The sequence below is a fragment of the Serratia sp. 22264 genome (genome assembly GCF_052045345.1).
Lineage (GTDB): Bacteria > Pseudomonadota > Gammaproteobacteria > Enterobacterales > Enterobacteriaceae > Serratia > Serratia plymuthica.
Map to the genome: position 1 here is coordinate 563,286 of NZ_JBQEOY010000001.1, position 14,768 is coordinate 578,053.

18 protein-coding genes and 1 tRNA gene are annotated in these 14,768 nt (G+C 57.8%); 6 read left to right on the forward strand and 13 right to left on the reverse strand.

All coding sequences use genetic code 11. From position 1 onward, the window contains the following. Positions 1-93 precede the first annotated feature (93 nt). Positions 94-181: transfer RNA gene (locus tag ACTJJ1_RS02700), tRNA-Ser, on the forward strand. Between the two features lie 250 nt (positions 182-431). Continuing rightward, positions 432-647 carry a hypothetical protein gene (locus tag ACTJJ1_RS02705; protein ID WP_004942827.1) on the forward strand — a complete coding sequence of 72 codons (216 nt, stop codon included), beginning with the start codon at positions 432-434 and terminating at the stop codon, positions 645-647. 65 nt (positions 648-712) lie between these two features. Here ACTJJ1_RS02705 and ACTJJ1_RS02710 read toward each other — a convergent pair whose 3' ends face one another. The 4 genes from ACTJJ1_RS02710 to ACTJJ1_RS02725 all read right to left on the reverse strand — a co-directional run bounded on the left by ACTJJ1_RS02710 (position 713) and on the right by ACTJJ1_RS02725 (position 3,569). Further along, entirely contained in the window at positions 713-1,510 is a 798-nt protein-coding gene (locus ACTJJ1_RS02710) for a DNA/RNA non-specific endonuclease (RefSeq protein ID WP_440832287.1), read from the reverse strand. A gap of 212 nt (positions 1,511-1,722) precedes the next feature. Beyond that, the gene (locus ACTJJ1_RS02715; protein ID WP_440833652.1) at positions 1,723-2,034 is read right to left on the reverse strand and encodes a hypothetical protein; all 312 of its coding nucleotides are present in this window, start codon (positions 2,032-2,034) and stop codon (positions 1,723-1,725) included. 239 nt (positions 2,035-2,273) lie between these two features. Further along, complete coding sequence (gene wrbA, locus ACTJJ1_RS02720; RefSeq protein ID WP_004942840.1) at positions 2,274-2,873, reverse strand: NAD(P)H:quinone oxidoreductase; 600 nt, start codon at positions 2,871-2,873, stop codon at positions 2,274-2,276. A 75-nt stretch (positions 2,874-2,948) separates the two neighbouring features. After that, positions 2,949-3,569, reverse strand: a complete 621-nt coding sequence (locus ACTJJ1_RS02725) for a LysE family transporter (RefSeq protein WP_006324593.1) — start codon at positions 3,567-3,569, stop codon at positions 2,949-2,951. A gap of 68 nt (positions 3,570-3,637) precedes the next feature. On the opposite strand from ACTJJ1_RS02725, the gene ACTJJ1_RS02730 reads away from it, so the two are divergent. Further along, positions 3,638-4,561, forward strand: coding sequence for a LysR family transcriptional regulator (locus ACTJJ1_RS02730; protein ID WP_409443430.1), 924 nt, complete (start codon positions 3,638-3,640; stop codon positions 4,559-4,561). Here the strand turns inward: ACTJJ1_RS02730 and ACTJJ1_RS02735 are convergent. Beyond that, complete coding sequence (locus ACTJJ1_RS02735; RefSeq protein WP_062792828.1) at positions 4,545-5,009, reverse strand: helix-turn-helix domain-containing protein; 465 nt, start codon at positions 5,007-5,009, stop codon at positions 4,545-4,547. The two genes, ACTJJ1_RS02730 and ACTJJ1_RS02735, sit on opposite strands and share 17 nt — an antisense overlap. Before the next feature lie 162 nt (positions 5,010-5,171). Between ACTJJ1_RS02735 and ACTJJ1_RS02740 the strand changes: the two genes are divergently transcribed. Beyond that, on the forward strand, positions 5,172-5,345 hold the full coding sequence (locus ACTJJ1_RS02740) for a hypothetical protein (protein WP_004942853.1): 174 nt from the start codon (positions 5,172-5,174) through the stop codon (positions 5,343-5,345). Here ACTJJ1_RS02740 and ACTJJ1_RS02745 read toward each other — a convergent pair. Continuing rightward, positions 5,342-5,917, reverse strand: coding sequence for a helix-turn-helix domain-containing protein (locus tag ACTJJ1_RS02745; protein ID WP_122289760.1), 576 nt, complete (start codon positions 5,915-5,917; stop codon positions 5,342-5,344). The genes ACTJJ1_RS02740 and ACTJJ1_RS02745 overlap by 4 nt on opposite strands. 67 nt (positions 5,918-5,984) lie before the next feature. Here ACTJJ1_RS02745 and ACTJJ1_RS02750 point away from each other — a divergent pair, with 67 nt between their 5' ends. Continuing rightward, positions 5,985-6,902 carry a DMT family transporter gene (locus ACTJJ1_RS02750; protein ID WP_006324597.1) on the forward strand — a complete coding sequence of 306 codons (918 nt, stop codon included), beginning with the start codon at positions 5,985-5,987 and terminating at the stop codon, positions 6,900-6,902. Positions 6,903-6,927: 25 nt separating this feature from the next. Here ACTJJ1_RS02750 and rutG read toward each other — a convergent pair whose 3' ends face one another. The 6 genes from rutG to rutA form a co-directional block, all read right to left on the reverse strand. Further along, positions 6,928-8,247 (reverse strand): pyrimidine utilization transport protein G, encoded by a 1,320-nt coding sequence (gene rutG / locus ACTJJ1_RS02755; RefSeq protein WP_004942858.1) that lies wholly within the window; start codon positions 8,245-8,247, stop codon positions 6,928-6,930. 68 nt (positions 8,248-8,315) lie between these two features. Then, positions 8,316-8,843 (reverse strand): NADH-dependent FMN reductase RutF, encoded by a 528-nt coding sequence (gene rutF, locus ACTJJ1_RS02760; protein WP_004942860.1) that lies wholly within the window; start codon positions 8,841-8,843, stop codon positions 8,316-8,318. Between the two features lie 48 nt (positions 8,844-8,891). Continuing rightward, positions 8,892-9,731, reverse strand: coding sequence for a pyrimidine utilization protein D (rutD, locus tag ACTJJ1_RS02765; protein WP_440832292.1), 840 nt, complete (start codon positions 9,729-9,731; stop codon positions 8,892-8,894). Positions 9,732-9,755: 24 nt separating this feature from the next. Next, entirely contained in the window at positions 9,756-10,142 is a 387-nt protein-coding gene (gene rutC, locus ACTJJ1_RS02770; protein ID WP_004942866.1) for a pyrimidine utilization protein C, read from the reverse strand. A 44-nt stretch (positions 10,143-10,186) separates the two neighbouring features. After that, positions 10,187-10,933: a pyrimidine utilization protein B gene (gene rutB / locus ACTJJ1_RS02775; protein WP_004942869.1), complete on the reverse strand. Its 747-nt coding sequence runs from the start codon at positions 10,931-10,933 to the stop codon at positions 10,187-10,189. After that, positions 10,933-12,033, reverse strand: a complete 1,101-nt coding sequence (gene rutA / locus ACTJJ1_RS02780; RefSeq protein WP_004942872.1) for a pyrimidine utilization protein A — start codon at positions 12,031-12,033, stop codon at positions 10,933-10,935. The genes rutB and rutA overlap by 1 nt, the downstream gene beginning before the upstream one ends. Before the next feature lie 333 nt (positions 12,034-12,366). Here rutA and rutR point away from each other — a divergent pair, with 333 nt between their 5' ends. Continuing rightward, positions 12,367-13,005, forward strand: a complete 639-nt coding sequence (gene rutR, locus ACTJJ1_RS02785) for an HTH-type transcriptional regulator RutR (protein ID WP_004942877.1) — start codon at positions 12,367-12,369, stop codon at positions 13,003-13,005. A gap of 52 nt (positions 13,006-13,057) precedes the next feature. On the opposite strand, the gene cycA is transcribed toward rutR, so the two are convergent. After that, complete coding sequence (gene cycA / locus ACTJJ1_RS02790) at positions 13,058-14,458, reverse strand: D-serine/D-alanine/glycine transporter (protein ID WP_004942879.1); 1,401 nt, start codon at positions 14,456-14,458, stop codon at positions 13,058-13,060. Positions 14,459-14,768: the final 310 nt, after the last annotated feature.

A 14,768-nucleotide genomic window follows, 5' to 3' on the forward strand; every position in this document is an offset into this window, starting at 1 on the left:
CAACGCTCGCACGCCGGATGCTGTTTTTTCGTTCGGTTGAGCGGTAATGGGCTTTACAAGCCGATTGGCTCTGTTTATAGTTCGGCTCGTTGCGGAGGGGTGGCCGAGTGGCTGAAGGCAACGGTCTTGAAAACCGTCGACGGGAAACCGTTCCAGAGTTCGAATCTCTGCTCCTCCGCCATACATTCTGACCCCGTGCTCTTCGAGCGCGGGGTTTTTTGTATCTGGTACACTGAAATACCCATAAACTCCTACCTACCTTCCTTCCGTTTCTCCCGCGACCGAACGTCCCCTTGTAAACTGTCACACCGTTTTTTCCCCAATCTGTTCGATATCATCCCCGACAGATGCGCCGCCAACGCTTGATCAGGGCAGTGCAAAGGTTAAAATAGAGTGATGCGATTGCGCTTAACTCTTTCATGGAGATAGAGATGAACTGGTATCAAGTGGCGTTATGGACCATGATTTTTCTGAAGTCCGGGGCGTTCCTGGTGTTCGTTTGGTGGTGGATGTTCAAGCGTGCAACCAAGCCTTATGTTCGCCCGGAAAATGTCGTCATTGATGAAACGCCAGAGGATGAAAATCTGACCATGGAAGACGTTATGAAGAAACACGGGATTACGCGCGTGGAAAATCAAACTCAATAACTCAGTCCCGCTATAGACAGCACCCGGTGACAACCCCGCACCCTTCGAGCGCGGGGTTGTTGGTTTTAGCTCTTGCAGCCCATCAGCTCCGGCAGCACCCCTGGCTTGCTCTTCAGCGAAGCCTGTACATCCTCCGGCAGACCTGCCCAGATAATCAGCCCGGTACGCTTTTCGATCTCGCTGACCGTTACGCGGTACTGGCAGAAATCGGCACTTTTCGGGGTATTTTGATCAAACAAGAACGCGGCGTAGTGGTTCACTTCCGGGCTGCTGTTGATAAAAATCACCTTCCAGTAGGCGCTGGGGATGGTGTGCGCTTTTTGAGTCCCCGGCAGTTTGCCCATATCACGTTCATACAGCGGACCGGTGACGGTATACACCGAGCTGATATCCGCCCGGTCAATCAGTTTGCGTTCCTGATCTTCCAGCCGCGCCCAGGATCCCTGGTTCAAATCGGCCTTCTGCGGCGTGATGTTGGAAAGATAGTTCAGCGACTCCCAGTCAGACACCCCCGCCAGCGAGGCCAGCGGCGCCTGATGCCCACGGTCGACTTTCAACGCCGCATTAGCGCCGGTGTAATCCGCCGGTACCAGCGTATCCGCCGGGTTCAGCGCCGGGTCGGTTTTCCAGTTGCGATCCTTGCCGCTGGCCGGCGTGTCCTTGGTGATGTGGTAAGCCACCCAGTTGGCGAACTTGGTGCTGCTGTTATTGTTCAGCGTATAAGCATGGCGAACGATAGATACGTTGCTACTGCCACCGGTCGGGCAACCCACCGCGCAGTTGTCGATGGATTCGAGCGTTTCGGCCGAAACCTGAGTGGCAAACAGCAGGGCGGCCAGGAGTAACATCTTGTTAAAGCGCATATTCATATCCTCAATAAGTTAAAATATACTGTATTTATTTACAGTTGTTTTAACTTATATCAGTGAAATGAATGCAACAATGCAACACATTCAGGTTATGAATGTGCTACAGGTGATACACAACGTTGTGTCCAATTGGAGGGGGGAAATCGAGAACGGCGATAGCAACAGGCGGTTAACCTTTGATACCACCGACTAATAGAGGCCTGTGTTTATTCCAACAGGTTATTTACGGTGCGGCGCACATACTGCGTCATTTGCGCCAGATCTTCAGGCGATACTGGCCCTCCGCCGGCACGTACTACCTGCTGTTCTATCTGAGCGATCTCCTGCTCGACCTTATTGGCAATCTGCACCTTGACGATTTTATCCACCGACGAGAGCAGGACTTTCAATACCACTTTCAGCGCAACGTTCTCGCAGAACGAGTCGTAGTGGTGGACTGCCGGCGGCGCAACGGGGGGCTCGGGCGCGCGCGGGACCATAGCCTTGAAACTGTCTACATTTTCAATAATAAGATCCATGTCTCTTATTAGTTCATCAAAATCTTTAGACACTGACTTATTTCCCTTCGCTATGCGCAAAAACAGAACGCCCGCCATCAGGGCCAATGCCGGTGATAGACGGGCAGAACGAATTTCGACCGTGACGTTCAGGTAGTGAATGGCAGGCTGAGCGGCATTTTAACCTTGCTGCGGGTTGGCAACAAGATGGGGCCGAGCGAATCCGCGGCCCCGCAGGGTAGATAACGGAAGGTTATTGCTTAACTTTTCAGCTTGGCAGTGATTTTCGCCACGTGTTCGCCCTGATAACGGGCAATGGTCAGTTCTTCCTGGCTGGGCTGACGCGAGCCGTCACCGCCAGCGATAGTGGTCGCGCCATAGGGCGTACCGCCGCGGGTATGGGAGATGTCAAACAGTTCGGGCGTGGCGTAACCGATCGGAACGATAATAAAACCGTGGTGCGCCAGCGTGGTCCAGGTGGAGGTGATAGTGTGCTCCTGGCCGCCGCCGGTACCGGTGGACGAAAATACGCTGCCTACCTTGCCATACAGCGCGCCGGAAGCCCACAGCCCCCCGGTTTGATCGAGGAAGGTGCGCATCTGCCCGGCCATGTTGCCAAAGCGGGTAGGGGTACCGAAGATAATGCCATCGTAATCGGCCAACTCCTGTGGCGTGGCGACAGGCGCTTTTTGATCGCTTTTGCCGCCGGCTTTGGCGAAGGCGTCCGCCGGTATGGTTTCCGGCACCCGTTTCACGGTGACTTCAACGCCGCTGACCCTGCGTGCGCCTTCCGCTACCGCTTCTGCCAGGGTTTCGATATGCCCGTACATTGAGTAATAAAGGACCAAAACTTTTGCCATGTTGCGTTCCCCGCTCGGTGATTGAAAGAAATGCCCCATAAGCATAGAAGTGAATGCTGAACTTATCCTTGAACCTTATTTGATGCCGGCGACCGCCAGCAGCGCACCGAAGACGATCAGCAGGCCGCCAAAGGCTCTGTCGATGCCTTTGCGCAGGCGCAGCAGGCGCGCATTGACGCCCGGCGCGGAAAACAGCAACGCCACGGCGGCAAACCAGAGAATATGGGCAACCGCAATAAACAGCCCATAACCGATTTGTACGCTGAGCGGCGTCTGCGGATTGACCACCTGCATAAACAGACTGACGATAAAAATAGTGGTTTTGGGGTTTAGCACATTGGTCAAAAAACCGATCTTCAGCGCGGCGAAGTCACTGGTGGCGGCTGTGTCTGCGTGGGAAGGGGCAGCGGCGGCAGCCCCGGCGTGGCGCAGCATGCCGACACCCAGATAAATCAAATAGGCGGCGCCGATCGCCTTCAGCACCGTAAACAACCACAGCGACTGTTGGATCAATACGCCAACACCGACCAGGGTATAGCTCACGTGGATCACCACACCAGCGCCGATACCGCAGGCAGTCAGCACCCCTGCGCGGCGGGAAAGCAGCAGGCTGTTGCGCGACACCATGGCAAAGTCCGGTCCTGGGCTGATAACGGCCAGTAAAGTGATGGTGACGACGGCGAGGAGTTCAGTCATAGTTATCCTGTCAAAAAATCAGAAGAGAGTGGCTGATTTATAAGAGGAATAGCCGGCGGTGACAAACGATGAAAACTGACAGTATCAGTGAGAAAAACTCACGCAAAATTAATCGGCCGCTGTCGCTGGGCGGGCTGCGCTGTTTTGAGGCCGCTGCGCGACTGGAAAGCTTTACGCAGGCGGCGAGCAGCCTGAACCTGACGCACGGGGCCGTCAGCCGTGCGGTCAGATCGCTGGAAGATGAGCTGGGGATTGCGCTGTTCGAGCGTCGTCACCGGCGGGTGTATCTTACGCCGGCCGGGCGCACGCTGTTTCAGGCGTCTCAGCAAGCATTCGGCATTCTGGATCATACGGCGCAAACGCTGCGCCAGCAGGAGCAGGACGCGCCGCTGGTGTTGTCGTGCGAGCCAACGTTATTGATGCGCTGGTTGATACCGCGTCTGCCGGCGTTTCAGCAGGCGCACCCGGAAATCAAACTGCAACTGGTGGCCGGTGGCGGGCCATTTTCGTTTCATGACGGCATTACCGCCGCTATCCGGCGCAACGATTTTGACTGGGGGGATAAGCTGCACAGCCTGGCGTTGTTCAGCGAGCGGGTCGGGCCGGTGTGCAAACCTGAAACGCTGCGGCGCTGGGTAACCCTTGGTGACGGCCCGCCACAGTTGAGTCACGACGCGGTACTGCTGCATTCCGCCACCCGCCCCGACGCCTGGCGGCAATGGGCGCAGGGGCAAGGCGTGGCGCTGACTGGCCGGCCGGAGCAGCGTTTTGATCATTTCTATTTCAGCCTGCAGGCGGCGGTGGCGGGAATGGGGATTGCCATCGGCCCGTGGCAGCAGGTACGCGATGATGTGACCGCCGGCTTGCTGAGCGCACCCTTTGGTTTTACGCCGGATGGCAGCGGTTACTGCCTGTTGTCGCCACAGGCAATCAGGCCGGGCAGCGCGCTCGCCCGGCTGGCGGACTGGCTGAAACTCAGTGCAGACGCCTGAGCTTTTGCTCCAGCCGCTGCCGTTGCCAACGGCTGAAAACCTCTGGCAGCAACAGGGTGCGCACGGCCCGCATCGTCACCGCCAGGCTCATGCCGCCAATCGCCCACAGCGACCAGAGATAATGCGGGTGGGTAAACCAGTTGATGGCAAACAGAAACAGGCCGACGATCGCAAAACGCACCGCCATGCTCAGCAGCTTGCCTTCCGCTTCAACCTGTCGGCGAATAGCCTGTTCGCTCTGATTGTCGTTATCCGGCTGCGCCGCTTGGCTGAGATCGCTCACCTGCAGCCCCAGCGCCGCGGCAATCGCGGTCAGGCTGTCCAGGCTGGCCTGTTCGCCATTTTCAATGCGCTGAACGGTGCGGGTGCTGAGGCCGGCAATGGTGGCCAACTGCTCCTGCGACCAGCCTTTTTCCAGCCGTAATTGCCTGATGCGGTATGTTTGCATTGCGTTCTCCAAAATGAACCCTCACTGAGGCCAAGTGTAGGGGCTGGCCGCGCCAACTGCCACGACAGCGGCACGACATTCGCGCGACAGACGGGTGACACCCGCGGCCGACGAGGGCTAAACTACACTTGCAGTGTGTCCGGCCCACTAACGGAGGAAACAATGACATCATATCGTGGCATCAAACGGGTATTGCTGAGCGACGGCGCCATCAAACATGTGATCGTGGAAGACGACGTGGGCGATGAATGCACCTTCGCCGCCAAAGACTATATATCCGAGGGGATCCAGCCGCCGTTGGAAGAGCTGCCGGAAGTGGCGGCGCTGGATGATTAAAAGGCGACGTTGCGGATAAAACGCAGCGGCCGCTCGGTGCGGTTGACGTAGGCATAGTGCTGATCGCTGTTGAACACCCGGGTTTCACCGGCATCCAGCGTCAGGGTCTGTTGTTCCAGCTCCAGCGTCAGGCTGCCGGTGATCACATAGATAATCTCGTTCCAGCCTGCGGCATCCGGCAGCGAGTCGTAGCGTTCGCCCGGCATCAGCGCCCATTCCCACAGCTCCACCCGCTGAAGTGCGGGCACGCTGGCGACCAACACCGCCTGGCTTGCCGGCTCGCGCCCCTGCCAGGCGAGTTCACCCACCAGATGATTGCCGCGTGCTTCCGGTGCCTGGATCAGATCGGTGAAGGCGATATTCAGCGCCTCGGCCAGCTTGTCCAGCACCACCAGGCTGACGTTGCGGTCACCGGCTTCAATCCCGGCCAGCATGCGACGGCTGACGCCGGATTTTTCCGCCAGCGCCATCTGGCTCAGCCCGGCCTGCTGGCGGTATCCGCGCAGATTGCTGCTTAGATATTGCAGCACTTTGAGCGCGTCATGTTTTTCATTGTGCACTATATTGCTCATCCGCAGGCATTCCCTCATACTGGTGCGATCTGTGCATTATATTGCACCCGGCATTAAGGGCAAGTCAGTGTCTGCAGTAAAAAAATCCTTGATTTCCACGCTTATTTTCAAAATCAAACTTCAGGAAGCGGTGCTGATTTTCATCACCATGATCTGGGGCGGCACCTTTTTGGCCGTGCATCACGCCATGCAGGTCAGCGGGCCGTTCTTTTTCGTCGGGCTGCGTTTCGCCGCCGCCACGTTGGTGCTGACGCTGTTCTCCCTGCGTACCCTGCGCGGATTGACCTGGTACGAATTGAAAGCGGGCGTGTTTATCGGCATTGCCATCATGTTTGGCTACGGCCTGCAAACCGTTGGGTTGCAAACGATCAGCAGCAGCCAATCGGCGTTTATTACTGCCATGTATGTGCCGATGGTGCCGTTGTTACAGTGGCTGGTGCTGGGGCGTTTCCCCGGTGTGATGTCGTGGGTTGGCGTTCTGCTGGCGTTCACCGGCCTGATGCTGCTGGCCGCGCCGAGCAGTGCGGATATGACGCTCAGCGCGGGTGAAATACTGACATTGATCGGCACGCTGGGCATGGCGGCCGAGATCATTCTGATTGGCGCCTATGCCGGTAAGGTGAATATCAAACGGGTGACGGTGGTACAACTGGGGACGGCATCGCTGGCCTCGTTCCTGATGATGGTACCGACTGGCGAGGCTGTGCCGCCGTACACCAGTTATCTGCTATACAGCGCGATAGGGCTGGGCATCGCCAGCGCCCTGATTCAACTGACGATGAACTGGGCGCAGCGCAGCATGTCACCGACGCGCGCTACGGTCATTTATGCCGGCGAACCGGTCTGGGCGGGGATCGTCGGGCGTATCGCAGGTGAACGTTTACCGGGGATTGCCCTGTTGGGCTGCGGGTTGATCGTGTTGGGCGTGCTGGTCAGCGAACTGCGCATTCGCCGCAAAGGCAAGGCAGCGGCGTTGGCTGAATAAGGCCCGGCAGGCCGGGCCTTCGGTATCAACGTGCGACGTTGTCCGCCAGCGGCAGGATTTTACGGTTGCGCAGCAGCGCATTCAGAATAATGGCGCCAAAGGTGGCAGTACCTATGCCTCCCATGGTGAAGTTGCCGATGGTCAGTGCAAAATCGCCGGCACCCAGCACCAGCGTTACGGCCACCATAATCAGGTTGCCGTTATCGCCCAAGTCGACCTTGTTTTGCACCCAGATACGCGCGCCGGCGACGGCAATCAAACCGAACACCACCACCGAGGCACCGCCCAGCACCGGGCCTGGAATGGTGTGGATCAGCGCGCCGAACTTCGGTGAAAAGCCCAGAACAATCGCCACGGCCGCCGCGGCGACAAACACCAGGGTGGAGTAAATTTTGGTTACCGCCATCACGCCGATATTTTCAGCATAGGTCGTGACCCCGGTGCCGCCTACCGAGCCAGACAGCAGGGTCGCCAGCCCATCGCCGACAAAGGCGCGGCCGATATAGGGATCAAGATTCTGGCCGGTCATCCCTGCCACCGCTTTCACATGTCCGAGGTTTTCCGCCACCAGAATGATCGCCACCGGGGCAATCAATAGCATGGCGTGCAGGTTAAACACCGGCGCGGTGAACTGCGGCAGACCAAACCAGGCCGCCTGGCTCAGCGCGCTGTAATCCACCGGCTTGCCGAGCCCAAAACCGTTGGTCACGACCACATAAATCAGGTAGGCGGCGATCAACCCGAGCAGGATCAGCAGCCGCTGCATCAATCCACGGGTGAATACCGCCACCGACCCGATGCATAAAATGGTGACCACCGCCATCCAGCTGTCAAAATTGGAAGCCGAGACGCTGCGTACGGCGATAGGCGCCAGGTTCAGGCCGATCGCCATCACTACCGCACCGGTCACCACCGGCGGCATCAGGCGTTCGATCCAACGGGTGCCGACGCTCATCACCACAAATCCGATCAGCAGGTACACCAGCCCGCAGGCGATGATGCCGCCCAGCGCCAGCGCAATGTTGGGGTTCGCGCCCTGGCCGCCGTAACCGGTGAGGGTGATCACCAGCCCGACAAACGCTGCGCTGGAGCCGAGGTAACTCGGCACCCGGCCGCCGACCACCAGGAAGAACAGCAGCGTGCCAATGCCGGACATCAATATGGCCAGGTTGGCGTCAAAGCCCATCAGCAGCGGCATCAGCACCGTGGCGCCAAACATGGCCACTGCGTGTTGCAAGCCCATAACCAGCGTTGGCACCAGCGGCAGCCTTTCATCGGGTGCGACCACCGCACCGTCCAGATTGCCTTGCTTCATGCGCCATTGGGGAAACCAGGTATTCGCCATCGTCATCTCCAAAACAGGGGGGCAGGTTAGGGGCGCAGGTGAGTGCGCATTACGGCATTATCGGCAAATCATTGTTTCAATAGCGGGTGGTAGCGGCGATCGAAGTAAGCCAACCCGTGGCTTTCGTCATTACGCGCCAACGCCACCGCCTGACAGAACAGAATGTCATGGGTGCCGACGCTGACAATTTGGCTAATCCGGCAATCGAAAGAGACCACTGCGCCATGCAGAATGGGGGAACCGGTTGCCAGCGTGGACCAACGGGCGGCGGAAAACCGCATGTCCATCGGCGTTTTACCGCCAAACAGATTCGACAGCGACTCGTGTTCCGCCGCCAGCGTATTGACGCACAGCGTCTGGTTTTGCTTGAACACCGAATACACCGATGCGGAGCGGTTCAGGCACACCAGCAGTGTCGGGGGCGTATCGGTAACGCTGCATACCGCAGAGGCGGTAAACCCGGCACGGCCGGCCGGGCCGTCGGTGGTAATGATATTCACGGCCGAACCCAGGCGCGCCATCGCGTCGCGAAAGTCCTGTTTTTCTACCCCCTGTGGCACAAGTGGCACACTGGCAAGAAGGGTTTGGGTTTGCATACTTTTTCTCCTGTGGCTGGCCCATAGCGAAGGGCCTGGCGATTGAACTCAGTGTTTCAGCCCTGTGGGCTCAAGCTGGGCGTCCGCAGGGTTGCAAGCAGACGACTGGCCGTGGGTTTTCAGCAACCAACCGAGCAGAATGCGATTAAAGTTGTCGGCATCCGTCACGCTCATGGCATGGCCGCCGTACGCCATCTGCGCCAGTTCACCGAACGGCAGGCTCTCCGCCAACTGATGCGAGCAGTGATAGGGCACCAGCAAATCGTCGCGGGAACACAACGCCAGCGTCGGAGTGGAAATGTCCGCCAGGTACGGGCGGAAATCGGTGTTCATCAGCGCACTCAGGCGGCGTAACAGGTTTTCTGTCCCCTGGAAATGCGTCACCTGATGTGTCAGCTCCTCATCCAACAGCGTTTCGTGTCGCGACAACCAGTCGGCGGGGAACAAGAACAGCGGCTGGGCGCGCACATAGGCTTCCACGCCGCTGTTGAGCAGCAGGTCCTGGCGCACTTTGAAGCAGCGCCGGGTCTGGCTGTCCAGCGTCGGCCAGCCATTAACCACCACCAGTTTTGCGACCAGTTGCGGGTGCGCGAGCGCCAACTGCAGGCCAATCATGCCGCCAAGCGCGTGGCCGACGAAATAACAGTGTTCAACGCCAATCGAGCGCAGCAGCTGCGCCACTTCATCCGCCATATCGGCCATGCTGTAGCCGGCCGGCACCTCGCCTTGGCTGCGGGCGGTGCCCTGATGATCGTAAACCACCACCCTGAAATGCTCGCTCAGCGCTTCAATCTGCGGTTGCCAGAAACTGCCTGCGCCGCCCAGACCGGCAGAGAGCACTACGGTGGGGGCGAGCGGGGTGTCTTTTCCCAAAATCTCAAAGTACATTCTCGATCCTCTGTGGATAAGGATTCAGCGGCCGATATGGGCCACGGTGGCGATCTCAATCAGTGCGTCCGGTTTCACCAGCCCGCACTGAATGCAGTAGCGCGCCGGTTTGTCGCCAGGAAAATACTCCGCATAGACCTGATTGATGGCGGCATAGTTTTGCCAGTCGGTGAGGAAGATCGAGTTAAAGGTCACGTCATCCATGCTGCCGCCTGCGGTTTCGATCACGCTTTTAATGGTTTCCAGCACGTGGCGGGTTTGCGCTGCCGCATCGCCGACGTGCACCACGTTATTGTCTTTATCGAACGCCAGCGTACCCGAGACGTAAACCACGCCGTCGGCCAGCGTGCCGGGGACGAAGGGCGCGAGCGGTTTGCCGGTGCCTGGCGGCGTAATGATGGTTTTTGGCATAGTCTTGCTCCTGATGAATGATTAAAGGGTAAAGCAGGCAAAACTCATGCCGTTTGGCTGAGTGGGGCAATGAGCGCATCGCAGAAACTGTCGACGTCCGACACCCAACCAAAGAAGGTTTCGATGTTGTACAGCGCCGCCTGCTGGGCAAACTGCGGTCCAGCCTGGTGAGTGGCGTCCGCCAGCACCACGCCGAAATATTCGAGGAAGAAGCCGTCGCGCAATGTGGATTCCACGCAGACGTTGGTGGCGATGCCGGTAAACACCAAATGGTGAATGCCGTAGGAGCGCAACAGGCTGTCGAGTTGGGTATTGAAGAAGCCGCTGTAGCGCGGTTTCGGGATCACGATATCGCCCGGCTGTGGCTGCAGTTCGTCTACCAGATCGTAGTCCCAGTCGCCCTTGGCCAGCAGCTTGCCCATCAACTCCGGGCGCTTGCGCATGGTTTTCAGCGCGTTGGATTTATGCCAGTTGGGCGAACCCTGGCCGCCGGCTTCGACATACTGATTGTCCCAGCCGTTCTGGAAAAAGATCACCCGGATACCGGCGGCACGCGCGGCGCTGATGGCGCGTTTGATATTGGCGATCACCGGGGCGGTGGCCGAGACGTCAAAACCGGCAAGATCAAGGTAGCCGCCTTGCGAAGCGTAGGCATTTTGCATATCGACCACGATCAGCGCAGTTTCCTGCGGCGCAAAGGCGATGGCCTCCGGGCGGGCGGGCAGAGTGACGGTGGCACCGGTTTCCGGCGACTGGCGGCGCACCACCGGCTGGTTTTCAACAATTTTCATCAGGCTACCTCACGGCTTTCAGCGGTTTTTGGGCAAACGTCGGCGCGGCTTTTCATCAGCGGCTGGATGCGCTCGCCGAAGTCTTCCACCCCTTTCACGAAGTCATCGAAGGTCAGCAGCACGCCTTCGGTGCCGGGCACGGTAGCGATCTCATCCATCATGCGCGCCACGTTGGCGTAGGAACCGACCAACGTGCCCATATTGATGTTGACCGCCGAGGTCGGGTCCGCCATCTGGCGTACGTTGGTGTCGGCGCCGGATTTGGTGTCTTTGCCGCTTTGCTCGGTCAGCCAGGCCAGCGCTTCGGTGTCGGCACCGGCTTTATAGCTTTCCCATTTGGCGCGTGCGGCCTCGTCGGTCTCATCGGCAATGATCATGAACAGCACATAGCAGGCGACGCTGCGGCCTTCGGTATCGGCGGCGGTTTTCAGCCGTGCTGCCGTCGGTGCGAAGGCGGTCGGGGTGTTGACGCCCTTGCCGAAGCAGAAATTGTAATCGGCGTATTTAGCCGAGAAGGCCATGCCGGCGTCACTCTGCCCGGCGCAGATGACCTTGATGTCAGCCTGCGGCTGCGGGCTGACGCGGCAGTCGTCCATCTGGAAGAACTCGCCTTTGAAATCGGACTTACCGGTGCCCCACAGATCGCGCAGCACCTTCACGTATTCCGCCAGATAGTCGTAACGGCGGCCGAAGTAATCGTCGCCCGGCCACATGCCCATTTGCTCGTATTCCGGTTTTTGCCAGCCGGTCACCACGTTCAGGCCAAAGCGCCCGTTGGAAATAGAGTCGATGGTGGAGGCCATCCGCGCGACGATCGCTGGCGGCATGGTCAGGGTCGCGGCGGTTGCGTAAATCTTGATGCGCGAGGTGACTGCGGCCAGCCCGGCCATCAGGGTGAAGGACTCCAGGTTGTGATCCCAGAACTCGGTTTTGCCGCCGAAGCCGCGCAGTTTGATCATCGACAGGGCGAAATCAAAATTGTAATGCTCGGCCTTCTGCACGATGGTTTTGTTGAGTTCAAACGTCGGTTTGTATTGCGGAGCATTGCTGGAAATCAGCCAGCCGTTGTTGCCGATCGGGATAAATACGCCAATTTTCATTTGAACACCTCGGGTCTGCGAATGGGACGGTTCACGCGCTGCTTGAATGCTTCCTGCGGGTTCCAAATTGCGCGGCGCTTGTCAGGGTGTTGCAAACACAGTGCCAGTTTTTAAAAGAGTATATTTATCAATTAATTGGATGTGGTGTGTAATCGGGTTGTTGAGTGAATGGTCCAAAATAGACCATTTGGTAAAAAATATGTGCACAAAAATCAGGCGCAGTTGCCCGTAAAAGGTGCAAAAAATCCCCCGAAAGGAGTAGGTAAATGCGTGGGTTTCACTCAGTGGCTTTGTTATGCTGATGACCGAATCAGGTGACGCCAAGGAGCTGCAGTGAAGCAACAACCCGTTAAACCGCCTACGCGCCGCTCGCGCGCGGTGGCCGCAAAACGCAGCACTATCATGGATGCGGCACTGGAGTTTTTCTCGCTGTACGGTATTCACGGCACCAGTCTGGATCAGGTGGCAGAGCGCGCTGACGTGTCCAAAACCAATTTGCTTTATTACTTCCCTTCGAAAGAAGAGCTGTACGTTGCGGTGCTGAAAGGCATCCTCGACGTGTGGCTGGCGCCGCTAAAAGCGTTGCGTGCCGATCAGGAACCCTTGCAGGCCATTCGCGAATATATCCGCCTTAAATTGGACGTGTCCCGCCATCACCCGCAGGCTTCGCGGCTGTTTTGTCTGGAGATGATCCAGGGCGCTCCGTTACTGAAACTGGAGTTGCAGGGCGGGCTGAAGGCGTTGGTGGACGAGAAATCCGCGATGATTGAGCGCTGGATCGCCGAAGGCCATATTGCGGCGGTGGAGCCGCATCACCTGATCTTTATGCTGTGGGCCACCACTCAGCACTATGCGGATTTTTGGGTGCAGGTAGAGGCGGTGACCGGCAAAACACTGGACGATGAGGCGTTCTTTCAGCAGACGGTGGACAACGTGCAGCGGGTGATTATCGACGGGATACGCCCGCGTTAATCGTCTAAAGAGGGGGAATGCAGGGGGATAAGCGATTATCCCCCTGTTGCTTTTAGGCGGTTTTTTTCTTGCGCAGGAATACGTAAGACAAACCGAGCACCACAAACCACAGCGGCGTGACGATCAGCGCCTGGCGGGTGTCATCGCGCAGCGACAGCAGCACCAGCACAAACGCGAAGAACGCCATGCACACCCAGCACATCAGCTTGCCGGCCGGCATCTTGTAGATCGATTTCTGGTGCAACGCCGGGCGTTGTTTACGGTAAACCAGGTAAGAACACAGGATAATGGTCCAGACAAACATAAACAGAATGGCGGATACGGTAGTCACTAGCGTAAACACCGTCATTACGTTCGGGATCAGGTAAATCAGCACCACGCCGCCCAGCAGGCAGATGCAGGAGAAGGTCAGGCCGTTAGCCGGCACCGCCCGCTTGGACAGATTGGCGAACGACTTCGGCGCATCGCCTTCCTGCGCCAGGCCGAACAGCATGCGGCTGGTGGAGAACACCCCACTGTTGGCGGAGGAGGCGGCGGAGGTCAGCACCACAAAGTTGATCACGCTGGCGGCAGCCGGCAGGCCGATCAGCACGAACAGCTCAACGAACGGGCTTTTATCGGCAACTACCGAGTTCCACGGCGTGACCGACATAATCACGATCAGCGCGAACACGTAGAACATGATGATGCGGATCGGAATGGAGTTGATGGCACGCGGCAGCACTTTTTCCGGATCTTTGGTTTCAGCCGCGGTGGTGCCCACCAGTTCGATGCCGACAAAGGCGAACACCGCGATCTGGAAGCCGGCGAAGAAGCCGCTGATGCCTTTCGGGAACATGCCGCCATCATTCCACAGGTGTGAGAACGACGCGACGGTGCCGGTAGGGGACTGGAACTGCATGGCGATCATCACCAGCCCGGCGACGATCAACCCGACAATGGCGACGATTTTAATCATCGCAAACCAGAATTCCATCTCGCCAAACATCTTTACCGTCGCCAGGTTCAGGCCCAGCAGCAGCAATACGCACAGCAGCGAGGCGATCCACTGCGACAGCCCGGGGAACCAGAACTGGGCGTAGGCGGTGATCGCCACCACGTCGGCGATGCCGGTGACAACCCAGCAGAACCAGTAGGTCCAGCCGGTAAAGAAACCGGCCCAGGGGCCGAGCAGATCGGCGGCGAAATCGCTGAAGGATTTATATTCCAGGTTGGAGAGCAGCAGCTCGCCCATGGCGCGCATCACGAAAAACAGCATAAAGCCGATGATCATGTACACGAAGATGATGGAAGGACCGGCCAGGCTGATGGTTTTGCCGGACCCCATAAACAAACCCGTGCCGATAGCGCCGCCGATGGCGATCAGTTGAATATGCCGGTTAGTTAGGTTTCGCCGTAGATGATCTTCTGACGCAGGCGTCGCGTCTGTGGCTATTTTGGAGTGATCTACCATCTGATGATGTCCTGTTTTACCTGTCATGGGTGAAATAGTGAGCTCTGAAGTGGCTCTTTTTTATACGATTATCCGGTTAGCCCGGCTTTAGTAAGGTAGTGCAATAACGCCACCTTTGTGCAACATGTTTACAACATTTATGCGAGGGATAAAAGTCGATTATTCTTTACACCGAGGAGGCAAATCGGACGTCTTGGGGGCGGAAGATTACTCCTCGTGGTAGCAGATTAATAGCCCTAAGCAGCCTTATCTTGTTGATAAAACAGAGGGTTGAAAATTTCGCATGAGAAAAAGTAATGGATGTAAGCGT

Excerpts from the sequence above, each read along its gene's own strand:
- ACTJJ1_RS02705 (WP_004942827.1), top strand. The coding sequence starts at position 432 with ATGAACTGGTATCAAGTGGCGTTATGGACCATGATTTTTCTGAAGTCC.
- ACTJJ1_RS02710 (WP_440832287.1), bottom strand. The coding sequence starts at position 1,510 with ATGCGCTTTAACAAGATGTTACTCCTGGCCGCCCTGCTGTTTGCCACT.
- ACTJJ1_RS02715 (WP_440833652.1), bottom strand. The coding sequence starts at position 2,034 with ATGGATCTTATTATTGAAAATGTAGACAGTTTCAAGGCTATGGTCCCG.
- wrbA (WP_004942840.1), bottom strand. The coding sequence starts at position 2,873 with ATGGCAAAAGTTTTGGTCCTTTATTACTCAATGTACGGGCATATCGAA.
- ACTJJ1_RS02725 (WP_006324593.1), bottom strand. The coding sequence starts at position 3,569 with ATGACTGAACTCCTCGCCGTCGTCACCATCACTTTACTGGCCGTTATC.
- ACTJJ1_RS02730 (WP_409443430.1), top strand. The coding sequence starts at position 3,638 with ATGAAAACTGACAGTATCAGTGAGAAAAACTCACGCAAAATTAATCGG.
- ACTJJ1_RS02735 (WP_062792828.1), bottom strand. The coding sequence starts at position 5,009 with ATGCAAACATACCGCATCAGGCAATTACGGCTGGAAAAAGGCTGGTCG.
- ACTJJ1_RS02740 (WP_004942853.1), top strand. The coding sequence starts at position 5,172 with ATGACATCATATCGTGGCATCAAACGGGTATTGCTGAGCGACGGCGCC.
- ACTJJ1_RS02745 (WP_122289760.1), bottom strand. The coding sequence starts at position 5,917 with ATGAGCAATATAGTGCACAATGAAAAACATGACGCGCTCAAAGTGCTG.
- rutG (WP_004942858.1), bottom strand. The coding sequence starts at position 8,247 with ATGGCGAATACCTGGTTTCCCCAATGGCGCATGAAGCAAGGCAATCTG.
- rutF (WP_004942860.1), bottom strand. The coding sequence starts at position 8,843 with ATGCAAACCCAAACCCTTCTTGCCAGTGTGCCACTTGTGCCACAGGGG.
- rutD (WP_440832292.1), bottom strand. The coding sequence starts at position 9,731 with ATGTACTTTGAGATTTTGGGAAAAGACACCCCGCTCGCCCCCACCGTA.
- rutC (WP_004942866.1), bottom strand. The coding sequence starts at position 10,142 with ATGCCAAAAACCATCATTACGCCGCCAGGCACCGGCAAACCGCTCGCG.
- rutB (WP_004942869.1), bottom strand. The coding sequence starts at position 10,933 with ATGAAAATTGTTGAAAACCAGCCGGTGGTGCGCCGCCAGTCGCCGGAA.
- rutA (WP_004942872.1), bottom strand. The coding sequence starts at position 12,033 with ATGAAAATTGGCGTATTTATCCCGATCGGCAACAACGGCTGGCTGATT.
- cycA (WP_004942879.1), bottom strand. The coding sequence starts at position 14,458 with ATGGTAGATCACTCCAAAATAGCCACAGACGCGACGCCTGCGTCAGAA.